The organism is Verrucomicrobium sp. BvORR034 (assembly GCF_000739635.1).
In the GTDB taxonomy this organism is placed as follows: domain Bacteria; phylum Verrucomicrobiota; class Verrucomicrobiia; order Verrucomicrobiales; family Verrucomicrobiaceae; genus Verrucomicrobium.
Window position 1 is genome coordinate 15,401 of sequence record NZ_BATQ01000009.1, and the last position, 23,151, is coordinate 38,551.

The following is a 23,151-nucleotide window of genomic DNA, read 5'->3' on the forward strand; positions in this document are numbered from 1 at the left end:
GGGTGCATAAGTGGCCGCACATGAAGCTTGCGGATCTCGTCGCCTATGTGAATGACCTGTTACAAACCGCCACCGTTCCCGACTACGGCAACGCGCTGAACGGGTTGCAGCTGGAGAACTATTCCGGGGACGTTTCCAAGATCGCGGCAGCCGTGGATGCCCATCTGCCGGTGGTCAAGATGGCCGCTCAGCGGGGCTGCGACCTGCTGCTAGTGCACCACGGCATCTTCTGGAGCGGCCTGCAGCCTCTGGTGGGGCCGCATTACCAGAAGCTCCGTGTCTGCGGCGAGAACGACCTTGCCATCTACAGTGCCCACCTGCCTCTGGATGGTCATTTGGAGCTCGGGAATGGCATCCAACTCGCGCGCGCGCTGGAGCTGCCGGGCGTGGAGTGGACCTCGTTTTTCCCTTACAAAGGCTTCCCCATCGGGGTGCGGGGTGAGGTGGCTGCGGGAGTTTCGCGGGAGGATCTGAGTGCCCGGCTGGAAAAGGCCCTCGGTGCGAAGGCGCACCTGTGCCCGGGTGGGCCAGAGGAGATTCGCCAGATCGGGATCGTCACCGGTGGGGCGGGGGATGCGGTGGCGACGATGAAGGAGCAGGGGATCGATACCTTCATCACGGGAGAAGGGCCTCACTGGAGCTACACGCTGGCGGAGGAGCTGGGCGTGAACCTGTACTATGGTGGGCACTACGCCACAGAGACCTTTGGCGTGAAGGCGCTCGCCGCACATCTGAGCACCAAGTTCGGTCTGCCGTGGGAGTTCATCGATCACCCCACGGGCTTGTAAGTCAGAGCGGGGATCAGAGTTCTCGCAGAGCCGCGACCTCACGGGCCACGCCCTCTGCCAGCGTCACTGCTGGCTGCCAGCCGGTGGCGGTCGTGAAGTGGGTGACGTCCAGACGATTGTCATAGACATCCCAGGCGGGACCGGGACGGCTCAGAATCGGCACGGGGTGTCCGGTTTCCTTTTCCACCAGCTCGACGAGATGGGAGAGCGGGGTGGCGTTGCCGCTGCCGACATTCCAGGTGCCGGTGAGCCGCAACTCCCGGACCCTGGTCAGGGCGGCAAAGAAGTCATCACTGTGGAGGTAGTCCTTGATCGGATCATCTCCCCAGCGCTGGAAAGGCTGGTTCGCCAGGGCGCAGCGCACCAGTCGGGCCGTCACGCCCTGGCGGTCTTCCGGGCTTGAGGGAAGGCCATACAGATTGCCCACGCGCAGGATGCAAACGGGCAGACCCGAGGCCCGCAGCCGCTCCTCAGCGGCCAGCTTGCCTTTGGCATACACCCCGAGCGGGTACGGCGTGTCATCCTCCCGATTGCCCCTACTGGGTGCGAGGCCATAGACAGCACCGGTGGAGATGAACAGGAGCACCGGGGGACGGGACTCTTTCTGGAGACGGGCGATGAGCCGGTCCAGGAGCGGGAGGTCGATCTGCCCGATTTGTTCGGGGTGTTCCTCGGCATTGGCCGGGACACAACTCCAGGCGGCATGGATCAGGAGGTCGGCCTCCAGCGGGGCATTCCCGGTCAGCAGGGTGTCGAGCGACTCGACCGATCCATCAGGTGAGGCCGTCCGTGAAAGCAACCGCAGTGGCCAGGTGCTGCCATAGGTCATCTGGATAGCCCGGCCAACACGACCGCGGGCTCCGGTGATGAGGATGGAATCTGGCATGAAAAAGGGCGGAGGGGACGATGAGGGACCTCACTATGCGAGGCCTGTCCGGGCTGTCATGAGGATTTTGGCGGTGTGGGTGCCACAGCGGATCTGCTGGTTTGATTATATAACCAGTATGGAGAGGGAAGCCACGCCCGTTTGCCTCTCATTCACCGCGGCATCGATATCATGCCCTGCTTCATCGAACCCCACGCCATCCTGCTTTGCTTATGCGCTTTGCCTCCGTCCTCCTAGCCGCTGCCCTCCTTGGCAGTGTTTCCTGTCCTGCTGCTGAACCCTTCCTGGAAAAGGACGAGATCTTCAGCACCAAGCTGAACCCCACCTACAAGCTGGTGCATATTCCCGGCATCCTGGTCACCGCCAAAGGCACGGTGCTGGCCTGGTGTGAGGCGCGCAAAAAGGGTGGAGACTGGGACCAGATCGACATTGTGCTGCGTCGCTCCACGGATGGAGGCAAGACTTTCGGCGAAGCCAAAAGCATCGCCAATGTGCCGGGGCCCAAGACCAAGAACGAGTTTGCCCTGCGGGTCAAAGGTGTGGACCCCAATGACGTGACCTACAACAACCCCGTGCTCATCGCGGACAAGGATGGCACGGTGCACATGGTCTTCTGTCTGGAGTACATGCGCTGCTTCTACCAGCAGAGCAAAGACGATGGCGTTACCTGGAGCACACCGGTGGAGATCACCACCACCTTTGGGGCCTTCAAGAAGGACTATGACTGGAAGGTGCTGGCCACGGGGCCGAACCACAGCATTCAGCTCAAGACAGGCCGCCTGGTGGTGCCGGTCTGGCTCTCCACCGGGACTGGCGGCAATGCCCATCGTCCCTCGGTCACCTCCACCATCTACAGCGATGACCAGGGCAAGACTTGGAAGGCAGGAGAGATCGCCGTGCCATGCACCGAGGAATGGATCAACCCCAATGAAACCGTGGCCGTGGAGCTGGCCGATGGCAGTGTGATGCTGAACGTGCGCAGTGAGTCCAAGAAACACCGTCGTCTCGTGACGGTGAGCAAAGATGGAGCGACGGGCTGGAGCACCCCGCGGTTCGATGAAGCACTGTTGGAGCCCATCTGCATGGGGGCGATTGTTCGTTACTCGCTGGCAGGCGTGAACGGAGCGGACAAAAACCGCATCCTGTTCACCAATCCCGACAACTTGGCCCGTGAAGACGGCAAGGAAACCGAAGGCAAGAATCGCGACCGCAAAAACGTGACCGTGAAGCTCAGCGAAGACGAAGGCAAGACCTGGACCGCCATTCGCGCCATCGAGCCCAGCTTCAGTGGCTACAGCGATGTGGCGGTCACCCCGGATGGCACCATTCTGTGTCTCTATGGCAAAGGAGAGAAGAAGGAGTTCGGCGGCTTCGCGTTCGGGCAAATCGTGCTGGCGCGGTTCAACCTGGAATGGGTTCAGGGCCGGTGAGTGGTAGGTGGTAAATGGATAGTGGAATACGGCGTAGCGATGTCATTTGCGCCATCGGGGTGCTGGAGTATGCTGCTCCAGCGCCCCCGTCATTCAACATCGTCTCCACCATGACTGCGATAGATGAGATTGCTCCCGATGTGTTCCGGCTTTCGGTCTATGCCCCGGAGTACGACATGCAGTTCAACCACTTCCTGGTGCGCGATGAGGAGCCGCTGCTTTTCCATACCGGCCTGCGGGGCATGTTCCCCGCGTTGAAGGAGGCCTTGGGAACACTGATCGATCCAGCGACACTGAAGTGGATCGCGTGGAGCCACTTTGAATCGGATGAATGCGGCGCTCTCAACGACTGGTTGCAGATCGCGCCCGAGGCCCAGCCTGCCTGCACGCTGGTGGGCAAGCTGGTAACGGTGGATGACTTTTCCCTGCGCCCTGCCCGGGGCATGACGCCGGAGGATGTGCTGGAGACGGGCAAATACCGCTTCCGCTTCCATCCCTCTCCCCATCTGCCTCATGGGTGGGATGCGGGCGTGTTGTTTGAGGAGACGCAGCGGACCTTGTTTTGCTCGGATCTCTTTCATCACTTCGGCAACACCGATCCCATCACCGAATCGGACCTGATCGGTCCGAGCCGGGCCGCCATGGAGCGGTTGGAACAGGGACCGTTGGCCGGCTACATGCCTTACACCCGCAAGACGGAGGGGGTATTGAGGGGACTGGCCAGCCTGCAGCCGAGCACCTTGGCGGTGATGCATGGTTCTTCCTATCGCGGGGACGGAGCGAGCCTGCTCACGGGGCTTGCCGGGGTGATCAAGGAGACGTTCGACAGGGAGTGAGTGGGAAGGGCAAGGGTGAGGGTAGTTTCATGAAGCCTGGAAGGAGCGTCAGCGGCTGGCGCTCGTCTCTCGCGACCCTTCAGGCCGCCGATAAAAGGTACACACAGCCCGGGTTTCCCGATGCCGGAGGCATCAAAGCCATTAGCCGGACGGTTGAAGGAGCGTGGCGACTGATACCTCCGGAAGATCAGATTAGTTATTGCATCCCGGAGTGGATGCCAGCGACGTCCCATTGCAGGCGCACCTTGCTGTCACCCCTCGCGGGGTGAGTGAACGGGGGAGCAATCCGGGGGTATCGCTACGCTCAACCCCCGGCTAAGGGCTGAGATGCCTCCGGCATCTGGCCTTCGCCCTTGGGCTGGGTTCTCCGGGCCTTTCAGGCCAGAATGCCTCGCCAACGAGCCCTGGGAGAACCCTTCTGGCAGATCCTTACTGACAGTCCTACAACGGTGCCAGCAGCTCACGCACATCTTCCTGCGTGAGCCTGGAGGCATCGGTGTTGCCAGTGAGCAGCCCGTTGATGAGGGCGGACTTGCGACGTTGCATCTCCACAATGCGCTCCTCAATGGTGCCCTGGCAGATGAGCTTGTGGACGAACACGGGCTTCTTTTGCCCGATGCGATACGCACGGTCGGTGGCCTGGGCTTCAATGGCCGGGTTCCACCAGGGGTCATAGTGGATCACGGTGTCTGCAGCCGTAAGCGTGATGCCCACGCCACCGGCCTTGAGGCTGATGAGGAACACCGGCATGTCGCCGTTTTGGAACTGTTCCACGGGCTTCATGCGATCCTCCGTGGAGCCAGTGAGCTTCACATAGCGAATGCCGCGCTCTTTGAGCATGCGCTCCAGGATGTCGAGCATGCTGGTGAACTGGGAGAAGATGAGGATGCGCCGGCCTTCCTCGATGAGCTCCGGGAGCATCTCATCCATGAGGTACTCGGTCTTCGCAGAGGTCTCGACCTTTTTGGCACTTTCCGTCTTGAGCAAGGACGGATGGCAGCAGACCTGGCGGAGCTTGAGGAGGGCGTCCAGCACGATGAGCTGGCTCTTCTCGATGCCCTGGTCTGCGATGGCCTCGCGCACGCGCTTGTCCACCGTGGCGCGGATGGTCTCGTAGAGATCCGCCTGCGCCTTGTCCAGCTCCACGGCATTGATCAGCTCCGTCTTGGGAGGCAGGTCCTTGGCCACGGCGTCTTTCGTGCGGCGCAGCAGCACCGGCTGCAGCCGTGCGGTGAGCCGTTGTTGGGCCGTGGGATCCTGTTTCTTCTCGATGGGATTACGGAAATAAGCCTTGAACGCGTCCTGCTCGCCCAGGTAGCCGGGCATGAGGAAGTGGAAGAGGCTCCAGAGCTCGCCCAGGTGGTTTTCCATCGGCGTGCCGGTCAAACAGAGGCGGTGGCGGGCATTGAGCGCTCGGGCGGCCTGGGCGGCCTTGGCCCGGGCGTTCTTGATGCCGTGGGCCTCGTCCAGCACGACCACATGCCACTCAAACTTCTGCAGCCGCTCAATGTCGCGGATGAGCAGCGGGTAAGAGGTAACAACTACGTGGTAGTTCTTGATGAACGGGAAGCGCTCCTTCCGGTTTTCGCCGTGCAGGATGAGCACCTTCATCGCAGGGGCGAACTTCTTGGCCTCCGCCACCCAGTTCCGGATCACGCTGGTGGGGGCCAGGATCAGGCTTGGCCGGTCAGCCCGGCCGGCTTCCACCTCTGTCAGCAGGTGGGCGATGGTTTGCAGGGTCTTGCCCAGGCCCATGTCATCCGCCAGGATGCCGTGCAATCCGTACTCGCGCAGAAACTGGAGCCACCCCAGCCCTTCCAGCTGGTAGGGACGCAAGGTGGCTTGCAAGCCGTTTGGTGGCGTGACGACGGGCAGGCTGGTGAAGTTGGCCAGCTTCTCGCCCAGCTTGGCGATCTCCGTGGGCATCTGCAGGGCCATGCCCTGCTCACGACCCAGCTGCGCCGCGCGCAGACGGTCCACCTTGATCTTGTCCTTCTTCTTCGCCCCAGGCGTGAAGAGTTCGTGGAGGACACTCAGGATGGGCAGCAGCCGTTTGCCCGGCAGGGAGATGAGGCGGTCTCCCAGCTCGGGTACGAGGAACAGGAAAGGGGTGTCCGGGTTCTCGGAAACTTCCTGCACGGTGAGGCCCTTTTGCACGGCCTCGGCGAGGATCGGGATGAGCGAGACGCGCTTCCCGTCGATTTCGACGCCCATCTCGAGGGAGTACACCAGGCCGTTGCCCGGTTCGGGGCGAAGTCCCGTCACCCAGTGGTGCTCATGGAGCTCGACGACGTCGTAGCCGAAGTCACTGGAGGACTCGATGCGCCACCCGCGTTGCTGCAGGTGCTTGGATTCCTCCTGACGAAAGCCCTTCCAGAATTCCAGCTCATAACCTTGAGAAACGGCAAGGTGATTGAGCGGTGCGCTGGTGACGACGCCGGGATGCGCCTCCATGAAGGGGATGAGGCCCAGCAGCATGACATCGCGCAGGAAGGAGCGCTCCAGCTCCAGATCGCGCTCCAGGCGCTGGAGCTTGCCATCCGCCTCCCACTCATGTTGAGAGGATCTCACCGTGAGCAGCAGCCGCTCAGGGCAGCCCGGGTAGGTGACCATGGGATCGGCCACCGGCAGCCGCAGCAGTTTCGAGGACTTCGCGTCCTTGGGCAGAGAGGCGTCGATGCGGCGCAACACCAGCACGGGCTCAGGCCGGCCTGCCTCCAGCAGATGCACCGGCAGTTTTGCCTTGGCGATGGCAGCGGCTTTGGCCACAGGCGGCGGGGGAGGCGGAGCGGTGACACGCTCTTCGATTTCGTCCTGAAGCTTGCGATCTGTCGCCTGCACGAGTAGCGCCGCGGCGTGCTTGCAATACGCACCTGCGGGGCAGAGGCAGCGACTCATGATGCTGAGTCGGCGTGCGTCCTTGAATTGAAGCGTGACGGTCGTTTCAAACTGCGTCAGCCGGTTGTCGGTGACGAAAGCCGTGATCTCCAGTTCCTGTTCGCCCAGCAACTCGGCCGCGCGCACTTTCACCCGGCCTTGTTTGGCCAGTTGCGCGCCTTCCATGGCATTGCGCCCGAACGTCCACATCCATTCGCGGGAAAGGAGCTGTTGCCAGACGGTCGGGAAATCCATGGGGTGGGTTCCATAGCCCGTGATGGCGAAAGGCGGAAGAGATTTATGATGAGGATGAAGGGGAAATGGGAACCAGAAGATGCGAACTGGTCAAGAAACGAGGTCGGTCGCCATGTCCCGGAGGGACGCCGGAAATCAGCCGGTGGTGAAGGCCTGTCATCAGGCCGGGAACCGCCGGAATATGTGAATAACATAGTGTTCCGTCCCCGGATGGGACGGCGGATCACGATGGTGCGGATGCGCTAACTCTCACCGTCCATTGATCACCGTGAGAAACTCTGGCAACCACCGGGAGGCCTTCGCCTCGCCGATGCCACGGATTTTCAGCGCGGCATCCATGTTCCGCGGCTTGAGACGCGTCAGGAACTCCAGGGTGTTGTTGTGGAAGATCATGAAGGGCGGCACGCCCTCCCTTTGCGCGATCTCCTGGCGCTTCTTCTTCAGACGGTCAAAGAGGCTTTCGTCAAAGCCCAACTCGCTGACGCCCAGTTCTTCGCCACCGCCCCCATTCGCACCTTCACGCAGATAAGTGGAGCGGGAGTCGCGCTTGAGCATCTCCACCGGCTTGCGGAGCTCCGGCCACTGGAGGCGGATGGCCCCTCCCTTGCGCATGACCTCGTTGCCCTTCGTCGTCAGCCTTAGCAGCGGGTATTCGCCCTCCGTAGTCGTTTCAATGAACCCGGCTTTCTCCATCTCCTTGAAGAGCTGGTGCACCCCGGCGCTGCCCATGTTCTTGAGCATGCCGTATGTGGTGAGCTCATCGAGACCGGCATCCACCACCTCGCGAGACTTGCTGCCCAGCAGCATGGCAATGATGCGCCCCTTGCCAAAGCGGGGCGACCAGGTGCCGTCCACCTCCTTGCGGCTCATGCGGGCCACGCCGCTCAGGGCCTTGCGCAGCACCTCCACCTCCTCGCTGCTGCCCATGCGGGCCACGGCCCCCACCCCGCCGCGCTTGCACACATCGCAGTTGCCGCAGGTGCTGGCATCGGGTTCGCCGAAATATTCCAGGATCATCTGCTGGCGGCACTTGTCCGCGTAACACATCTCCACCATGGCCTTGAGCTTGGAGCGGTCTCGCCGCTCCTTCTCTTGAATGGCCTTGCGGTCCAGCGTGAGATCCTTTGCGCGCACGTCCGGGCGGAGCATGCGGGTGCCGCGGATCCGTTTTCCAGGAATGTCGAAGCGCTCAATCCAACCCTGGCGCGCCAGATGGCTCAGGGCGCTGCCCACGGCCATGCTGTTCTTGGCTCCGGCGCGATCCGTGATGTCATCGATGCTGGCCATCACCTCGTGGGCGTGGTCCGCCCAGCTCAGGAGCGCCTCGTACACATCCTGGATGGTTTCAAAGGTGGGGTTGCTCCCATCGATGAAGAAGTCCTGCGTCTTGGTATCCGCGTAGTTGAAGAAGAGTTCACAGTGTGAAGGCTCGCCATCGCGACCCGCACGCCCTGCTTCCTGATAGTAGGCCTCGACGCTGCCGGGGACCTCAAAGTGCACCACGAACCGTACGTCCGAGCGGTCAATGCCCATGCCAAAGGCGTTGGTCGCCACCGCCACCGCCACCTCACGCTGAAGGAAGCGGTTTTGTGCGTGCTCGCGTTCCTTGTCATCCATGCCGCCGTGATAGGCGACGGCCCGGATGCGCCATTCGTCCAGCAGGGAGGCGACCTCCTCCACCTTCTTCCGCGTGGCACAGTAGATGATGCCGGTCTGCCAGTGGCTTACGATGTCCCGGAGACGGTCGTACTTGTGCTTGGCTTTCTCCGTGGGCGTGATGTGCAGGCTGAGGTTGGGCCGTGAGAAACCGCGGACGCTCAGATACGGGTCACGCAGTTTGAGCGTGTTGAGGATGTCCGTCCGCACCTCTGCGGTGGCGGTGGCGGTGAGGGCCAGCACCTGCGGGCGGCCCAGCTTCTCCAAAGCTTCCCCAAGACGGATGTAGTCCGGGCGGAAATCATGCCCCCACTGGGAGAGACAGTGCGCCTCATCCACGGCAAACAGGGCGATGTTCACGTCCTGAAGAGCGTTGATGAACATGTTGCTCCTGAACCGCTCCGGGGCCACGTACACCAGCTTGTACTCGCTGTTGCGCAGGCCGCGGATCCGCTCCTTCTGCTCCTCAAAACTCAGGGTGCTGTTGATGAGCGTGGCGGGGATGCCGCGATTGATCAGCGCATCCACCTGATCCTTCATGAGCGCGATGAGCGGGCTCACGACGATCGTCACCCCGTCCATAACCATGGCGGGAAGCTGGTAGCAGAGAGACTTGCCCCCGCCGGTGGGCATGATGATCATCACGTCCCGGCCGCCCAGCACGGAGGCCACCACCTGCTCCTGGCCGTCCAGGAACGCACGGAAGCCAAAGTAGCGCTTCAGCGCCTCCCGGGCATCGTGGATGGGGGTGTCTTCAGTCTCAGCAAGCACGAGGTAATGTGGCCCGCTTCGCGGGAGACACAAGACTAGAAGACTCCAGACACAAGACTTGAGCTCACGCATGGGAGACCATGGCCAGCGGAGCTGGTCGGTGAAAGGAGGGAGGGACATTCCTGTCCCGGATGTAGCAGGCGGTTATCTAGCCCGAACACCTCCACCCTCCCGCTTCGCTCCCAAATCCGGCTGGCACAACCGGACTCCTCCACAAAAAAGCCGCCCGGCGCGAGGGCACCGGACGGCTCTGATCAATCAATCAATGATCGACCGCTTTCAGATCAGTCTTCGTCCTTGCCACTGGCTTGCAGCGCGGCGACGACGTTCAGGTCTTCCAGGGTGGTGGTGTCACCTTTCACCTGGCCGCCGGAGCAGATCTCCTTGAGGAGGCGGCGCATGATCTTGCCGGAGCGAGTCTTCGGCAGGGCTGCGGCGAAGCGGATGTCGTCCGGGCGGGCGATGGCGCCAATCACGTTGCTGACGTGCTTCTTCAGCTCGGCAGCAAGGGCGTCGGTCGCTTCCACACCAGCTTTCACGGTGACGAAGGCCACCACAGCCTGGCCTTTGATCTCATCGGGGCGGCCCACGACGGCGCTTTCCGCGACGGCCTCATGGCTGACGAGGGCGCTTTCCACTTCGGCAGTGCCGAGGCGGTGGCCAGAGACGTTCAGCACGTCATCAAGGCGGCCCACGATCCAGAAATAGCCGTCTTCATCCCGACGGGCGCCGTCGCCAGCCAGGTAGATGCCTTCATACGTGCCCCAGTAGGCGGACTCGTAGCGCTCAGCATCACCATAGATGGTGCGGAGCATGGAGGGCCAGGGCTTGCGGATGACCAGCTTGCCGCCCTCGTTCGGGCCCACTTCCTGGCCTTCTTCGTCCAGAATCGCCGCATCCACGCCGAAGAATGGCAGGGTGGCAGTGCCCGGTTTGGTGGGCGTCACGCCCGGCAGCGGGCTGATGAGGATACTGCCAGTTTCCGTCTGCCACCAGGTGTCCACGATCGGGCAGCGGCCGCCACCGATCATTTCATGGTACCACATCCAGGCCTCGGGGTTGATGGGCTCACCCACGCTGCCCAGCAGGCGCAGGCTGCTCAGATCGTGCTTCTTCACCCAGTCATCGCCCCACTTGATGAAGGCGCGGATGGCGGTGGGGGCTGTGTAGAGGATGGTGGCCTTGTACTTCGCAATGATTTCCCAGAAACGACCCTGGTGTGGGGTGTCTGGAGCGCCCTCGTACATCAGCACCGTGGCTCCGTTGGCCAGCGGTCCGTACACGATGTAGCTGTGGCCGGTGATCCAGCCCACGTCCGCGGTGCACCAGTAGATGTCGTCCTCGCGCAGGTCGAAGATGTATTTGCAGGTCAGGTACGTACCCACGAGGTAACCACCACTGGTGTGGAGGATGCCTTTGGGCTTCCCGGTGGAGCCGCTGGTGTAGAGAATGAAGAGCGGGTGCTCGGAGTCGAAACCCTCTGCCGGGCAGTTTTCATCCGCCTTGGCCACCTCATCATGCCACCACACGTCGCGGCCGGCCTGCATGGCGATGTCGTGCTTCGTGCGCTGGAGGACGATCACGGACTGCACGGCGGTGTTGCCTGCGAGGGCCACATCCACATTGGCCTTCAATGCCACTACTTTGCCACGACGATAGCCGCCGTCGGCCGTGATGATGGCGGTCGCGCCGCTGTCCTGAAGGCGGTCCTTGATGCTCTCGGAGCTGAAGCCGCCGAAAACGACGTTGTGCACGGCGCCGATGCGAGCGCAGGCCAGCATGGCGATGGCTGCCTCTGGCACCATGGGCATGTAGATGAGCACACGGTCGCCAGTCTTCACGCCACGGGCCTTCAGCACGTTGGCAAACTTGCCCACTTCCACCTGCAGCTCGCCATAGGTGATGCTGCGGGAATCGCCGGGCTCACCCTCCCAGAGGATGGCGACCTTGTCCTTGCGGCCATTGGCCACGTGTCGGTCCACGCAGTTCTCGGCGACGTTCAGTTTGGCACCGACGAACCACTTGGCGTAGGGGGCCTGCCAGTCGAGTACCTTTTCCCAAGGCTGCTGCCACTGGAGGTCGGAGGCTTCGCGCGCCCAAAACACGTCAGGTTGATCCACAGACTCCTTCCACAGCTTCTGGTACTCCTCCATGCTGCTGATCCGCGCTTTGCTCTTGAATTCTTCCGAGGGTTCAAAGATACGGTTTTCGACAAGGACAGATTTAAAGTCGGTGCTCATGGATCTGAAATATGAATGACTGGCAAGGGGCTAAAGGGAAGCGCTGATGATGGGAAGGGCGGGCGCTGGCGTCAATAAAGAAGCGCAAACGTCAACCAAACGGTTGGGGGGAAAGTTAATCGGCACGTAGGTGAGCAACCTTTCAGCGGGGAGGGTGGCGCGACAATTGCATCGTTAAATGTCACAAAACGAGCGACTGCCACATCTTCATGGGAAAGGAGGGTGAATCCCTTCTTCAAAACAACACCCGAAATGCATAACGACATGAAAAACACGCTGGTCATCGCCGCTCTGGCCTCCGGCGCCATCGTGACGCTGGCCCACTGCAGCAAACAGAGCCCCGCTGCGGAGACGTCTGTGGGGTCACCTTCTGCCCTGGCAGCCTCTGACCGCGCCGCGTTGGTGGAACGCGGACGACACCTGGTGGAATCCGTAGGGATGTGCACCGACTGCCATGCGCCCCGTCTGCCCAGTGGCGAGTTTGACAAGAGCCGCTATCTCATGGGGAGCGAGTTGCCCTTCAGGCCCACCATCCCCATGCCGTTTGTTCCGGTGGCCCCGCCTCTGGCCGGGCTGCCCACTCTGCCTACGGACGAGGTGGCCGTGGAGTTCATGATGACGGGCAAGCGGCCCTCAGGAGCACCGGTGATGCCGCCCATGCCGCAGATCCGACTGAAGCGCGACGAAGCGGAGGCCGTGGTGGCCTACCTGCGCAGTCTGAAGCCCGCCGCGTAGAGCACGGCGGGCACTTCGAAGTTTCCCTCTGACAGATCCGCCTGCCAGGACCACCTAATCCCGGGTGGGCGGATCTTCCATTTTCAGATTGGGGTACAATCCCCGTTCCAGTTGCCCTTCACGATACGGCACCCGGCGTTCCCAAAGGGGGACGGCGTGGGGATTTGGCGGCAGCGGGGCCGCGTAGGGCTGGCTCACTGCCGGCTCAGGGGTGAACTGCACGGGTCGCAGCAGCGATCCTGCGGGCGCAGGGGAGAGGTCCGTACCGAAACTCCAAGACCTTTCCTCGCCCGGAGTCAGCCATGGGGGGCTGGGGATTGGAGCGAGAAGATTCTCGGCCTCAGGCAGTTGCGGTGGGGTTGTGGTGTCAGGTTCCACCAGCGAGAGGGATGGCGGCGGCGGGGCTGTTGTCGGCGGGGGCGTTCGCCAGAGTGACCAGGCGAGGGCCACGTTTAGCGCCAAAGATATGGCAAGTGCGAGCTTCAATGCTTTCATTGATGTTCCTCCAGCCTTTCTTTTGACACTCCTGCTGCATTTCCTGCTCACTCCCGCCCGTTCATGGACTCCCTTCAGATCACCTTTCTTGGCACCGGAACCTCTGTCGGGATCCCCATGATCGGCTGTGACTGTGCGACCTGTACGAGCAGTGACCCCCGCGATCAGCGTTCGCGGTCGTCGATCCTCGTGCGCACGCCGGAGGGCACCTATGTGGTGGATACCGGACCGGATTTTCGCACGCAGTGCCTGAGGGAGAAGTTGAAGGAGCTGGATGCCGCGCTCTACACGCATCCGCACATGGACCACCTCACCGGGTTCGATGACCTGAGGCGCTTTTGTGTGCCGGAGGACGCGGTGATGCCAATCTACGGCACCCCGGCATGTCTCCAGGTCATCCGCCGGATGTATGAGCACGCTTTCAATGGCGAGAACCGCTATCGCGGGTACCTCAAGCCGGAGGAGCATCCTGTCACCGGTCCGTTTTCCCTGGGTGAGACCCTGATCACCCCTCTGCCAGTCAAGCACGGCAAGGTGGAGACGGTGGGCTATCTCTTCTCCCGCGGGGGCCGCAAACTCTGTGCCTACCTCAGCGACATGAAGGAGCCGCTGGAGGGCACGGTGGAGCTGATGAAGGGCGTGGACACCCTCATTGTGGATGCCCTGCGCCATACACCCCACCCCACGCACATGAATTTTGAGGAGGCTCTCGCGTTCCGTACGGCGGTGGGGCCGCGCCAGACCTGGTTCACCCACATCCAGTGCGAGATTCTGCACGCGCCGGAGGAACAGAAGTTGCCCGAGGACGTTCGCATCGCCTACGATGGCCTGAAGTTGAGCTGGCCCTAGTGGGCAGTCGTTTCCATGTACCCGAGACTCCGCCGCCTGTCCTTCCTGCCGCGATTCCCGCACCGCAGGGCGGGTTGTCTGCAGCTATGGGCAGTGGGATTGGGAGTCTTGATGACCGTCCTCGGTCCTGGTCAGGACGCATCGGCTCAGAGTCCGTCCCCGCCGCATGCCCTGCTGGAACCGGACGGCTGGGATCCCGCGGCAGAGACCATCGTGGTGTACAACAAGGACTTCGAGGGTTCTGAGGAACTGGCAAGGTACTATGCCTCGAAGCGAAAAATTTCCTCGGACCGTGTGATTGGCCTGAAGTGCCCGGTCGAGGAAACCATCTCAAGGGAAAAGTTTGAGTCCACAGTGCGGGAGCCCCTGTTGCGGCGGTTGATTGAGAACAAGTGGTGGGCGCTGGAGAAGCGCGACCTGGTGGACCCGTCTGGCAAGCGCTACGGCCAGGTGCCCCAGGTGGTGCGGCAGGACATTCGTGTGGTGGTGCTCATGCGTGGCGTGCCGATCCGCGTGGAGCGTGTGCCCCACAACCGGGAACCGGCCATTGGCGAGGTGGATGAAGCCAGTGTGGACAGCGAGATCGCTGCGCTGGGCCTGTTGCAACGGCCTATCAAGGGACCCCTGGAAAACCGGTACTATCAGAAGGGACAGCGTTTCGCCGATTGTCCGGAGGCCCGGGGGCAGCTGCTGGTGGGCCGCTTGGACGCGGCCGATGACGCCACGGTGCGTCGCATGATCGACGACTCTCTGAATGCCGAGCGCACCGGGCTTTGGGGGAGGGCGGTGGTGGACTTCTCGCTCATGGACGGCGGCTACGAGGAGGGGGAGCAGTGGCTCGCCAAGTGCGTGCAGATGTACCAGCGCGCTGGTGTGCCCGTGGCGGTGGATCGGTATCGCGAGGTCTTCCGGGATGAGTGGCCGCTCCCTGACACCGTATTGTATTTTGGCTGGTACACGAGCCAGATCACCGGGGCCATCGCCTCGCCCAACTTCCGCTTCAAGCCCGGGGCCATTGCCTGCCACCTGCATTCCTTCAGCGCCAGTGTGCTGCGCACCAAGTCAGAGGCCTGGGTCGGCCCGTTGCTGGAGAAGGGGGCCGCTGCCGCTCTTGGCAACGTGTGGGAGCCCTATCTGACGTTGACGGTTCACTTTGATCATCTCAATGAGCGCCTGCTCTCCGGGGCCACCCTTGGAGAGGCCGCATGGTCGTCCATGCCTGGCATCTCCTGGATGAACGTCGTGGTGGGGGACCCGCTCTACCGGCCGTTTCCCCGTCGACGGGTCATGCCAGATGCAGCCTCGCCCGACCACGACTATGCGCTCTATGCCAGTCTGGTGGGGCGCTACCTGCCGCGCGACCCCAAGAAATTCCGCCGTGAGCTGCTGAAGACTGCCGAGGAGAAGCGCAGCGCGAATCTCCTCGAACTCATGGGCCTGCTCTCCGCAGTCGAAGGAAACAACCGTGAGTCGGCCGATTTCTTTCAGCATGCCGGTGCCTGGCAGGATGCGCCCGGTGACCAGCTCCGCTGTGCCCTGTATGAGAGTGAGGCCATCCGCCGCAAGGGGGAGTCGGATGCCAGCCTGGAAATGATCAAGCGCATGCTCAAAGACCAGCGCTATGCCGGCGTGCCCGCCCTAGGGGCGGCGACGGTGCTCAAGAAGGAGATGGGAGGAGGATAGCAATTAAAAATTAGGAATGATGAATTAGGAATTCTGAATGATGAAGGCGGTGATTGGCCGATTGCATCGATTGTGGGAGCTGTCCGCGCAGTTGGTTTGAAGGAGCGTGACGCCAAGGGCGTCAAACAAACTAGCCCAGGGTAAGGCGAGGCACGAGCCGCCACCCTGGGTACTCTGGAAGGTAGATGCGAACTCCGAAGTGAGTTCTACAGACCGTAACAATCCCCCCTGAGATTGGTTGCCTCAAGCGGGACGGCTGTCTTTGCGCCATCTGGACGGTTTGTTGAACTCCGTTGGAGTTCCATCGCCTCATCATCGAAACCCAGGGTGGCGACCGCTTCGCGATCTTACCCTGGGCTACTTTGTCTCACGCCGTTGGCGTGAAATTTCCATTGTTGAATTCAAGCTGTCATGGAATGTTCCACGCCTTATGTGTCAAAAAACTCACTTGACGACGGGGAGGGTGATGAGGGAAGCTTGTCGCGAGCATGATAGCATACAACGACCCGTTGTGGCAGGCGCTCCAGGCTTTCGAGCTTGATGGAGCGAATGCCGAGCTGAGTTTCACCAAGAGACTCGCCCGGGAAAACGGATGGCACCACGCCTACGCAGAGCAGGTGGTGGTGGAGTACAAGAAATTCCTCTGGCTGGCCATGCGTGCGGGGCATCCTGTGACGCCGTCAGACGAGGTGGACCAGGCCTGGCACCTGCATCTGGTGTACACGGAGTCCTACTGGGATGATCTGTGCGGCAAGGTGCTGGGGCGACCACTGCATCATGGCCCGACCAAGGGAGGAGCGAATGAGGACGCGAAATACCAGGACTGGTATGCCCGCACCCTGGCTTCTTACGAAGCGGCCTTTGACAGCCCGCCTCCCGTGGCGGTGTGGCCACCGCCGGAGGCGCGATTTGATACCCATGCGAGATTTCGCAGGGTGGATACCGGCAGCCATTGGGTGATTTCCAAGAACCTGTGGCGGCCGCGACTGTGGAAAGCAGCAGCCGCCGCCGCGGCGGTGACGGGGCTGGTTCTGACACTGGCGCAAGAGGCCCCCCATGCCGCCGACATGGCCCCCGTGAAGAGCGCAGAGATATTCTGGCTGTTCTTCATTGGCGTGGCGGTGGTGATCGTGATCAGCACCGCCGTAAAAAACCACCGTGGTGGTGGCAGAGGGGGGAGCGGATGTTCCTCGGTAGGATCAGGTTGTTCCAGCGGAGCGGGAGGTGGTTGTGGCAGCAGTCACGGTCACAGCCATCATGACGGCCACTCCGGCTCAGGCCATGACAGCAGTGGCTGCGGCAGCGGCTCCAGTGGTTGCAGCAGCAGTGGCTGTGGAGGCGGCGGTTGCGGAGGCGGAGGCGACTGACTTCAGCTCTGGGCGGAGGCCGGTAGATGCTTGGTGGCCTCCCACACGGCATCCATCTCCTCCAGGGTGCTGTCTTCCAGCGTCTTGCCCTGGGCGAGGATGATTTCCTCAACCCGACCGAACCGTCGTTCAAATTTGGCCGTCGCCGCAGCCAGAGCCGTCTCGGCATCCACTCCCAGCCGCCTGGCCACGTTGACCACGCTGTAGAGCAGGTCACCCACTTCATCCTCGATGGCTTTCTGATCCTGCTGGGCCACGGCTTCGGCAATTTCCTGAACCTCCTCGTGCACCTTCGCCACCACTTGCTCGAAGTCCGGCCAGTCAAAGCCCACCTTCGCGGCTTTCTTCTGGATCTTCTGCGCACGCATCAGTGCGGGCAGTCCATGGGAGACGCCATGCAGGTGGGGTTTGCGATCTGAGGCGCTGCCGCCCTTCTCCTGTTTCTTGATCTCATCCCATTGTTTGAGCACCCCTGCGGAACCGTCCACGGTGGTGTCCCCAAAGACATGAGGGTGGCGGCGAATGAGCTTCTCGGTGAGTTCTCGGGCAATCGAGTCCAGATCGAACACGCCGGTTTCTGAGGCGATCTCGGCATGCAGCACCGGCTGGAGCAGCAGATCACCCAGTTCCTCGCGCAAGTGCGCCATGTCGCCGTTGCGAATGGCTTCCGCGACCTCGTAGGCCTCCTCGATGAGGTGGGGGATGAGCGTCTCGTGAGTTTGTTCCTGGTCCCACGGGCAGCCGCCTGGGGCGCGCAGTCGGTGCACGACGGCACGCAGGTCAGCCAGGGCGTCGTCGGTGGGGGCAGGGGCAGGGGTCGGCACGGTGCTCATGGTGCCAGCATCATGGGAGTGATGCGCCCCCCGTCAACCTCTGGCTCGTGCCATCATCGTAGAGGAATGGTGGTGCGGGGTTTGTGGTTCTCCTTCAGCCAGGCCTCCCAGGCGGCCATTGCAGCATGGTATTTCTCCGGGGAGACCAGCTCGACTGACGAGTCATTGTATCCCATCACGTAGCGGCTGCCGTGCAGCGGGATGGGGGAGGCCAGAATCGGAAGCCCTCCGGGAGCGCTGTCGTTCAGTCCCCCCAGCACCATCCAGGGGATCTTCATCTGCTTCTGCATAATGCCATGGGTGAGCTTCTCAAAGGGCTCTCCGGGATCCAGGATTTCTTCTTTGACCAGGTCTTCCAGTGTTTCGGGATATTCTCCACTGTGATCACTGGCGTAGATGCGCAGGGCGGTGATGAGCTGTCGGGCGTTGCTGATGTTGCGGGTGCTGTCCCAGATGTCGTCGAAGTAAAAAATGGGTTCCCGGAAGAAGTAGGAGATATGGTGAATGACAAGCCCCGCGGCACCTCCGGCACCCGTGATCAAAAAGAGCACTGCCATGAACTGAGAGGTCCAGCGCCAGGCCCATTTCGCTTTCAAGCGAGCGAGCGCCATCCACTGACAGGCGACCAGCAGCACGACCAACAGGAGGAACGCAACACCGATGCTGGTCCCGTCCCATGCGGTCAGGGACGCGGTCTCTTTGAAATGGCGGATCCAGCCTGTCGCCAACCGCGTCAGAATTTCAAGCGCCCGGCCCCGGGCGAGATGGGCAAAGAGGAAGCAACCCAGGATGGCCAGAGTCGTGGCTCCCGCCCAAGCCAGGAACTTGCGATCAAGAATGGGCATGGTGAAGTTATTGGGTTGAACCTGAAGCCTCCCGCCGGCGCTGTAGAGCGGCCTCGCTGGCGGCAGGGTTAATCTCAGACGCACTGCCGTCGCGAGTGATCATGATGTGAACACTGCCCGAGACTGGGGTCGGCGAGAGTAGCAGTGGGAGGTCAGCGGCGTCTGAAGCGGCTCCTGCAGGCAAATAGATCCATGTTTGAGGCACCTCACCTGCTGGTTGCACCTGGATCAACCTGTTGAATTCGGAGGGTTCGACCGTCCCTGCCGTCACGAGATCTTGCAACTTTGGAGGGTAATTGCCGCCATGAGCTTCGGCGTAAGCTCGCAGGTGTTGAGCGAGGTGGTTGCCACCCACCTTGGCCATCAAAAGGTTCCGATCAACTCTTGATCGGAAGCAGTCGTTTTTGAGGAGCCACACGGCGTGGTGCAGGATGCCCACCGAGGCACATGTTGTGGCAAACAGAATGAGCAGCATGCTCATGATGGAGGCGGACCAACGCAGCTTCCAGGGGCGGGTACCCGCGTCGCTCCGCCGGGTGAACATTCGTAGCAACAGGTGCAATGCTCCGAGGGTCGCAAGAAGTGTTGCTGAGCCCGCCGTGAATCCCTGCCAGGTGGGAACGATGGATGCGATTGCCTGGGCCGCGTGGAGGGTCCACCCAAACAGCAACCGGATCACAAACAAAATCAGGGGCACAACCACCCCAGGAATGAACAGCAGCATCCCCGCCGCCAGCAGGCCGCCGCAGACATACTGGAAGATCCGGTGCAGCAGGGATTCTTTCATGAGCGCCGCCCACTTTTGAGTGTACTTTCCTGTCCCGCGGAGGCGCAGAGGGAGAGGACGCCCGCAGGACGATTCACCGCCATTGTATCACGAAACATCAGGAGGCGCGCACTATGCGGGGATGGAATCCCCGCCTCCTTTTTGCAGGTGCAACCCCATCGGTTCACCGCTTGGCTCCTTCCAAGTTGGCGCGCTGTGCCCTGTATTCCCGCCAGCGTTGCGCCGCTGCCTCGCGTTCTGCCACCTTTTGCAGCGAGACGCTGGAGTCGTTGTAGGCGATGAGGTATTTTTTTCCCGTGACGGGGAGCGGAGACACGAATATCGGAACGTTGTCGGGTGCGTCATCCCGGAGCCCTCTCAGAAAGATCCATGGCGCCGGGACTTCACCTGACATGTAGACCCAGTTCAGGGTGGCAAGACTTTCGGGCTCCAGGATGTCAGCGGCGACGAGTTCTTCAAGCTGATCGGGATATTTGCCGTCGTGTTCCGATGCGTAGATTCGCATGGCCGTTACAAGCTGCCGCCCGTTGCTGATGGACTTGGATACATGGTCTCGTCCGGAGACTAGAATTTCATCCTGCGTGGTCAGAAGAACCGCCGTGCGGGCCGCTTGCATGGCGGCCGCCCCTCCGCCCAGAAGAAGGAGGGCCAGTGCGAAGACCCTGGCGCTCTGAGGGAGTTGCCAGCGGGCGCCTTTCCTACTCAATAGAATCATCAGCCCATGCAGCCCAAGGAATGCGCCCACCAAGATGCCCAAGGTCCACAGGGCATGGCTGACAGAGCCAAAGGCATAAGGAAACGACGCCACGGCATGCATGATGCTGCCCAGGAGCAGGTGAAAACCGATGGTGAAGAGCCCCTTCAGGAGGTCGGTGGCGAACAGGGCATCCAGGATGAATAGCGCCCCGAAGAACAGCAGCGCCGGGATCAGGCAGCTTTTGTGATTCATGGAGCGCCGCCTCCTTTATTTGGATCCTGTTTAGAATGCCCGCTCAGCTTTGCCTTTGCTGCATGCCAGCGCGCGATGGCCTCGTCGTACTCCTGCGGGGTGCAAAACCTTGGCCTCCCGTCGGCAAAGGCGACGATGCGTCCTCTTTTGGAATAGGCACGGGGTGCGCAGATGATCGGTATGTCGGTGTCGACTGATTCATCAATTTCGCCGAGACAAGTCCAGACCTCAGGAACATCAAGATTTGTGGCCGTCAAAACAACGGCCCGCCACGCCAGGTCTTCGGCATCTTCTGGCAACGATTTGAACATCTCCGACCATTTTTCAGTGTTTCCTCTTTCAAGACGATAGGGAACAGACACTTTCGAAAGAGCACGGAGAATCTTTGCATTTTGTTTGTCCCGGGCCTCAGGTTCCAGGATTGAAAGGTGCCGAATGGGTTCTTGAAATAACCTAATCGTATGGGTGACGATGCCGGTCGCGGTGACACAGATGCCAAAGAGCATCGCTAGCATGACGGGTCCGGCCAGGGTCCATTTCAAGCGCCAGTGTCCAGGGCTTTCCCGAAGGTGTCGGCTCACGAACTTCAGCACCCAGTGTAAAATCCAGGTCCCGAGGGCAACCGCCAAGAGGCCGTTGAAAATGAGGAGGGGGTTCATCTGGACCCTCGGAGCCGTATTCGCCAGGAACACGATCCAGCCGATGGCAAGCCGGATGCAGGTGGATAGCAACAGGTCAAGCCAGGGGAAAAGGGGTTGAAACACCACGATCCCAAACAATCCCACCAGCATGATCCGCAGCCAACCGACCACCCTTGGAAAACGGATCGTTTTCACGGCCGTGCCACCTGTTGTGCGAAGTTCTCCAGTTCTTTCCTCGCCCGGTCGGCCAGTTCCGTCAGGGGGAGGTTGATGATCTCCCCGCTGGAGAGCAGGACGTACCGGCGGGAGCCGTACACATAGGGCTCAAAGGCAACGATCAGGTCGCCCTGCTCTGCCTTGCGACCCGGGTAGTATCCGTAGGGGGTGCGGGCGGGATCGATGCCGCGCCACAGTTCCCGGGGGAAGTCCTCGGCCTCCACATGGGGAGGAAATTCTCCGTTGTGGGATTTGGCGTATTCAAAGAGGGCCGTGCGCAGACGCTCCATGGACTGGCGGCGGGCGGAGTCGATCCATGGCTTGGCCTGTTTCTCCGGCTCAGTGATGCGGTAGGTCAGCCCTTCCTTCTGCCAGGCCCCGGGGGTCATGAGCTCCCGGGCGCCGGAGATCATGGTGAGGACCACATAGAGGAACATGCCGCAAACCACCATCAGGCCGAGAGCCCGCTTGTAGGTGAGGGGTGGCATCCACTTGAAGTCTTTGGCCAGGCTGTTCCAAATGACCTTGAAGAGCAACGTGAGGACCAGATAGGTCATCAGGAAGAAGGAAATCACGTCCAGCCGGGCAGCGGCGAGATCCGTCAGCTGGAAGGAGGGCATCCCAGCCCACGAGGTGGCGGGACAGGTCAGCCCAGACATCAGGGCAATAATCATCAAGGCCCCGGCGGACCGCCGGGACCGAAAGTTTGGGGGTTTCACAAAATTCAGGCTACCAGAACCGCCGGGGCGATGACAAGCCTTCATCGAACAACCCGCCGGACGGCCATGGCGGAATTTTTCTAAAAAACGTCGAACAGTTCCAATAAAGAGGGGTCAGTTCCCGTCCTAACCGTGAGGGTGTGCTACACCCATCTGGACAAATTTTATCCCCATCGACCGGTGATTCTCATTGCCAGCGCGGTGGGGATCAGGTGTTAATAAGTTTTCCTTTCTGCCTCCCCTGTCACGACCATGCCAGATCCAGCCTCCTCTCCGCTGCCCAAGGACGATGTCGCCGCCATTGATGAACTTCGCGAGGTGTATGTCCGCCTCTGCAACGAGTTGAAAAAAATCATCGTCGGTCAGCAGAAGGTGGTCGAGCAGTTGGCCATCTGTCTCTTTGCCCGTGGTCACGCTTTGCTCATGGGGGTGCCGGGTCTGGCCAAGACGCTCCTCATCAGCCGGCTGGCGGAGACGATGTCCCTTTCCTTCAGCCGCATCCAGTTCACGCCGGACCTCATGCCCATGGACATCACGGGCACCGACATCCTCCAGGAGCTGCCGGGAGGAAAGCGCAGCTTCGAGTTCGCCAAGGGTCCGGTGTTCGCGAACATCGTGCTGGCGGATGAGATCAACCGCGCGCCTTCCAAGACGCAGGCTGCCATGCTGGAGGCCATGCAGGAGCATCGCGTGACCGTGGCGGGGCGCACCTACACGCTGGACTCTCCCTTCTTCGTGCTGGCGACGCAGAACCCCATCGAGCAGGAGGGCACCTACCCGCTGCCCGAGGCGCAGCTGGACCGCTTCATGTTCATGATCGGCGTGGACTACCCCTCCCGGGAGGAGGAAGTCGCGATCGCGCGCAGCACCACTGGCCTGACCCTGCCGAGGCTGGAGCATGTGCTGGACGGACCCAAGGTGCTGGCTTTCCAGGATCTGGTGCGCCGTGTGCCCGTGCCGGATCATGTCTATGAGTTCGCCGTGGATCTGGTGCGCCGCACCCGGCCGAACGGTGGGGAAGCTCCCTCTTGGCTGAAGCCGCTGGTGAGCTGGGGGGCAGGTCCGCGCGCCGTGCAGTACCTCATTCTGGGGGCCAAGGCTCGCGCCGCGCTCCAGGGCAGCTACATGGTGCGCCTGGAAGATGTGACCGAGGTGGCCGATCCTGTGCTGCGTCACCGGGTGATGACCACCTTTACCGCCGAGTCAGAAGGGGTGACCAGCCGGGACCTTACCAAGCGGCTCGTGGATGAGCTCAGCAAGGCGGCGTGAACTGGGTGCCATAGCCTAGAATTC

At 61.6% G+C, this 23,151-nt stretch carries 19 protein-coding genes; 8 read left to right on the top strand and 11 right to left on the bottom strand.

The features are described 5' to 3' along the window. Positions 1-20: 20 nt before the first annotated feature. Entirely contained in the window at positions 21-788 is a 768-nt protein-coding gene (locus BV034_RS01630) for a Nif3-like dinuclear metal center hexameric protein (RefSeq protein ID WP_050023471.1), read from the top strand. A gap of 13 nt (positions 789-801) precedes the next feature. On the opposite strand, the gene BV034_RS01635 is transcribed toward BV034_RS01630, so the two are convergent. Further along, positions 802-1,674, bottom strand: coding sequence for an NAD-dependent epimerase/dehydratase family protein (locus BV034_RS01635; protein ID WP_050023476.1), 873 nt, complete (start codon positions 1,672-1,674; stop codon positions 802-804). Positions 1,675-1,886: 212 nt separating this feature from the next. On the opposite strand from BV034_RS01635, the gene BV034_RS01640 reads away from it, so the two are divergent. Together BV034_RS01640 and BV034_RS01645 are read left to right on the top strand one after the other, a co-directional pair. Further along, positions 1,887-3,104 (top strand): sialidase family protein, encoded by a 1,218-nt coding sequence (locus tag BV034_RS01640; RefSeq protein WP_050023478.1) that lies wholly within the window; start codon positions 1,887-1,889, stop codon positions 3,102-3,104. A 110-nt stretch (positions 3,105-3,214) separates the two neighbouring features. Further along, positions 3,215-3,940, top strand: a complete 726-nt coding sequence (locus BV034_RS01645) for an MBL fold hydrolase (protein ID WP_050023515.1) — start codon at positions 3,215-3,217, stop codon at positions 3,938-3,940. A 441-nt stretch (positions 3,941-4,381) separates the two neighbouring features. Here BV034_RS01645 and BV034_RS01650 read toward each other — a convergent pair whose 3' ends face one another. The 3 genes from BV034_RS01650 to acs form a co-directional block, all read right to left on the bottom strand. Continuing rightward, a complete protein-coding gene (locus BV034_RS01650; RefSeq protein ID WP_081887515.1) occupies positions 4,382-7,072 on the bottom strand; it encodes a DEAD/DEAH box helicase in 2,691 nt (896 codons plus the stop codon). Positions 7,073-7,321: 249 nt separating this feature from the next. Beyond that, entirely contained in the window at positions 7,322-9,499 is a 2,178-nt protein-coding gene (locus tag BV034_RS01655; protein WP_050023481.1) for a RecQ family ATP-dependent DNA helicase, read from the bottom strand. 284 nt (positions 9,500-9,783) lie between these two features. Next, positions 9,784-11,739, bottom strand: a complete 1,956-nt coding sequence (gene acs, locus BV034_RS01660; protein ID WP_050023482.1) for an acetate--CoA ligase — start codon at positions 11,737-11,739, stop codon at positions 9,784-9,786. 264 nt (positions 11,740-12,003) lie between these two features. On the opposite strand from acs, the gene BV034_RS01665 reads away from it, so the two are divergent. Continuing rightward, positions 12,004-12,474: a c-type cytochrome gene (locus tag BV034_RS01665; RefSeq protein WP_050023483.1), complete on the top strand. Its 471-nt coding sequence runs from the start codon at positions 12,004-12,006 to the stop codon at positions 12,472-12,474. A 54-nt stretch (positions 12,475-12,528) separates the two neighbouring features. Here BV034_RS01665 and BV034_RS35535 read toward each other — a convergent pair whose 3' ends face one another. Then, positions 12,529-12,969 carry a hypothetical protein gene (locus BV034_RS35535; protein ID WP_265592514.1) on the bottom strand — a complete coding sequence of 147 codons (441 nt, stop codon included), beginning with the start codon at positions 12,967-12,969 and terminating at the stop codon, positions 12,529-12,531. Between the two features lie 63 nt (positions 12,970-13,032). Here BV034_RS35535 and BV034_RS01670 point away from each other — a divergent pair, with 63 nt between their 5' ends. The 3 genes from BV034_RS01670 to BV034_RS01680 all read left to right on the top strand — a co-directional run bounded on the left by BV034_RS01670 (position 13,033) and on the right by BV034_RS01680 (position 16,868). Then, on the top strand, positions 13,033-13,818 hold the full coding sequence (locus BV034_RS01670) for an MBL fold metallo-hydrolase (protein WP_050023485.1): 786 nt from the start codon (positions 13,033-13,035) through the stop codon (positions 13,816-13,818). Between the two features lie 15 nt (positions 13,819-13,833). Continuing rightward, positions 13,834-15,501, top strand: coding sequence for a TIGR03790 family protein (locus BV034_RS01675; protein ID WP_081887516.1), 1,668 nt, complete (start codon positions 13,834-13,836; stop codon positions 15,499-15,501). A gap of 488 nt (positions 15,502-15,989) precedes the next feature. After that, positions 15,990-16,868 carry a hypothetical protein gene (locus BV034_RS01680; protein WP_063768646.1) on the top strand — a complete coding sequence of 293 codons (879 nt, stop codon included), beginning with the start codon at positions 15,990-15,992 and terminating at the stop codon, positions 16,866-16,868. 2 nt (positions 16,869-16,870) lie between these two features. Here the strand turns inward: BV034_RS01680 and mazG are convergent, their stop codons facing one another. From mazG to BV034_RS01710, 6 genes are all read right to left on the bottom strand, one after another. Then, a complete protein-coding gene (mazG, locus tag BV034_RS01685) occupies positions 16,871-17,701 on the bottom strand; it encodes a nucleoside triphosphate pyrophosphohydrolase (protein ID WP_063768647.1) in 831 nt (276 codons plus the stop codon). A gap of 53 nt (positions 17,702-17,754) precedes the next feature. Continuing rightward, positions 17,755-18,546 (bottom strand): hypothetical protein, encoded by a 792-nt coding sequence (locus BV034_RS01690; RefSeq protein WP_050023491.1) that lies wholly within the window; start codon positions 18,544-18,546, stop codon positions 17,755-17,757. Positions 18,547-18,553: 7 nt separating this feature from the next. Beyond that, on the bottom strand, positions 18,554-19,333 hold the full coding sequence (locus tag BV034_RS01695) for a hypothetical protein (RefSeq protein ID WP_050023493.1): 780 nt from the start codon (positions 19,331-19,333) through the stop codon (positions 18,554-18,556). Between the two features lie 163 nt (positions 19,334-19,496). Beyond that, on the bottom strand, positions 19,497-20,282 hold the full coding sequence (locus tag BV034_RS01700) for a hypothetical protein (protein ID WP_050023495.1): 786 nt from the start codon (positions 20,280-20,282) through the stop codon (positions 19,497-19,499). After that, on the bottom strand, positions 20,279-21,118 hold the full coding sequence (locus tag BV034_RS01705) for a hypothetical protein (RefSeq protein WP_265592515.1): 840 nt from the start codon (positions 21,116-21,118) through the stop codon (positions 20,279-20,281). Before BV034_RS01705 ends, BV034_RS01700 begins: the two co-directional genes overlap by 4 nt. Next, positions 21,115-21,759: a hypothetical protein gene (locus BV034_RS01710; protein ID WP_265592516.1), complete on the bottom strand. Its 645-nt coding sequence runs from the start codon at positions 21,757-21,759 to the stop codon at positions 21,115-21,117. Before BV034_RS01710 ends, BV034_RS01705 begins: the two co-directional genes overlap by 4 nt. 351 nt (positions 21,760-22,110) lie before the next feature. On the opposite strand from BV034_RS01710, the gene BV034_RS01715 reads away from it, so the two are divergent. Next, complete coding sequence (locus BV034_RS01715) at positions 22,111-23,127, top strand: AAA family ATPase (protein WP_038160763.1); 1,017 nt, start codon at positions 22,111-22,113, stop codon at positions 23,125-23,127. The last annotated feature ends 24 nt before the right edge of the window (positions 23,128-23,151 follow it).

Bases quoted from the DNA above. Each gene is read 5' to 3' on its own strand.
- BV034_RS01630 (WP_050023471.1), top strand. From the start codon at position 21: ATGAAGCTTGCGGATCTCGTCGCCTATGTGAATGACCTGTTACAAACC.
- BV034_RS01635 (WP_050023476.1), bottom strand. From the start codon at position 1,674: ATGCCAGATTCCATCCTCATCACCGGAGCCCGCGGTCGTGTTGGCCGG.
- BV034_RS01640 (WP_050023478.1), top strand. From the start codon at position 1,887: ATGCGCTTTGCCTCCGTCCTCCTAGCCGCTGCCCTCCTTGGCAGTGTT.
- BV034_RS01645 (WP_050023515.1), top strand. From the start codon at position 3,215: ATGACTGCGATAGATGAGATTGCTCCCGATGTGTTCCGGCTTTCGGTC.
- BV034_RS01650 (WP_081887515.1), bottom strand. From the start codon at position 7,072: ATGGATTTCCCGACCGTCTGGCAACAGCTCCTTTCCCGCGAATGGATG.
- acs (WP_050023482.1), bottom strand. From the start codon at position 11,739: ATGAGCACCGACTTTAAATCTGTCCTTGTCGAAAACCGTATCTTTGAA.
- BV034_RS01665 (WP_050023483.1), top strand. From the start codon at position 12,004: ATGAAAAACACGCTGGTCATCGCCGCTCTGGCCTCCGGCGCCATCGTG.
- BV034_RS35535 (WP_265592514.1), bottom strand. From the start codon at position 12,969: ATGAAAGCATTGAAGCTCGCACTTGCCATATCTTTGGCGCTAAACGTG.
- BV034_RS01670 (WP_050023485.1), top strand. From the start codon at position 13,033: ATGGACTCCCTTCAGATCACCTTTCTTGGCACCGGAACCTCTGTCGGG.
- BV034_RS01675 (WP_081887516.1), top strand. From the start codon at position 13,834: ATGTACCCGAGACTCCGCCGCCTGTCCTTCCTGCCGCGATTCCCGCAC.
- BV034_RS01680 (WP_063768646.1), top strand. From the start codon at position 15,990: ATGATAGCATACAACGACCCGTTGTGGCAGGCGCTCCAGGCTTTCGAG.
- mazG (WP_063768647.1), bottom strand. From the start codon at position 17,701: ATGAGCACCGTGCCGACCCCTGCCCCTGCCCCCACCGACGACGCCCTG.
- BV034_RS01690 (WP_050023491.1), bottom strand. From the start codon at position 18,546: ATGCCCATTCTTGATCGCAAGTTCCTGGCTTGGGCGGGAGCCACGACT.
- BV034_RS01695 (WP_050023493.1), bottom strand. From the start codon at position 19,333: ATGAAAGAATCCCTGCTGCACCGGATCTTCCAGTATGTCTGCGGCGGC.
- BV034_RS01700 (WP_050023495.1), bottom strand. From the start codon at position 20,282: ATGAATCACAAAAGCTGCCTGATCCCGGCGCTGCTGTTCTTCGGGGCG.
- BV034_RS01710 (WP_265592516.1), bottom strand. From the start codon at position 21,759: ATGCCCTCCTTCCAGCTGACGGATCTCGCCGCTGCCCGGCTGGACGTG.
- BV034_RS01715 (WP_038160763.1), top strand. From the start codon at position 22,111: ATGCCAGATCCAGCCTCCTCTCCGCTGCCCAAGGACGATGTCGCCGCC.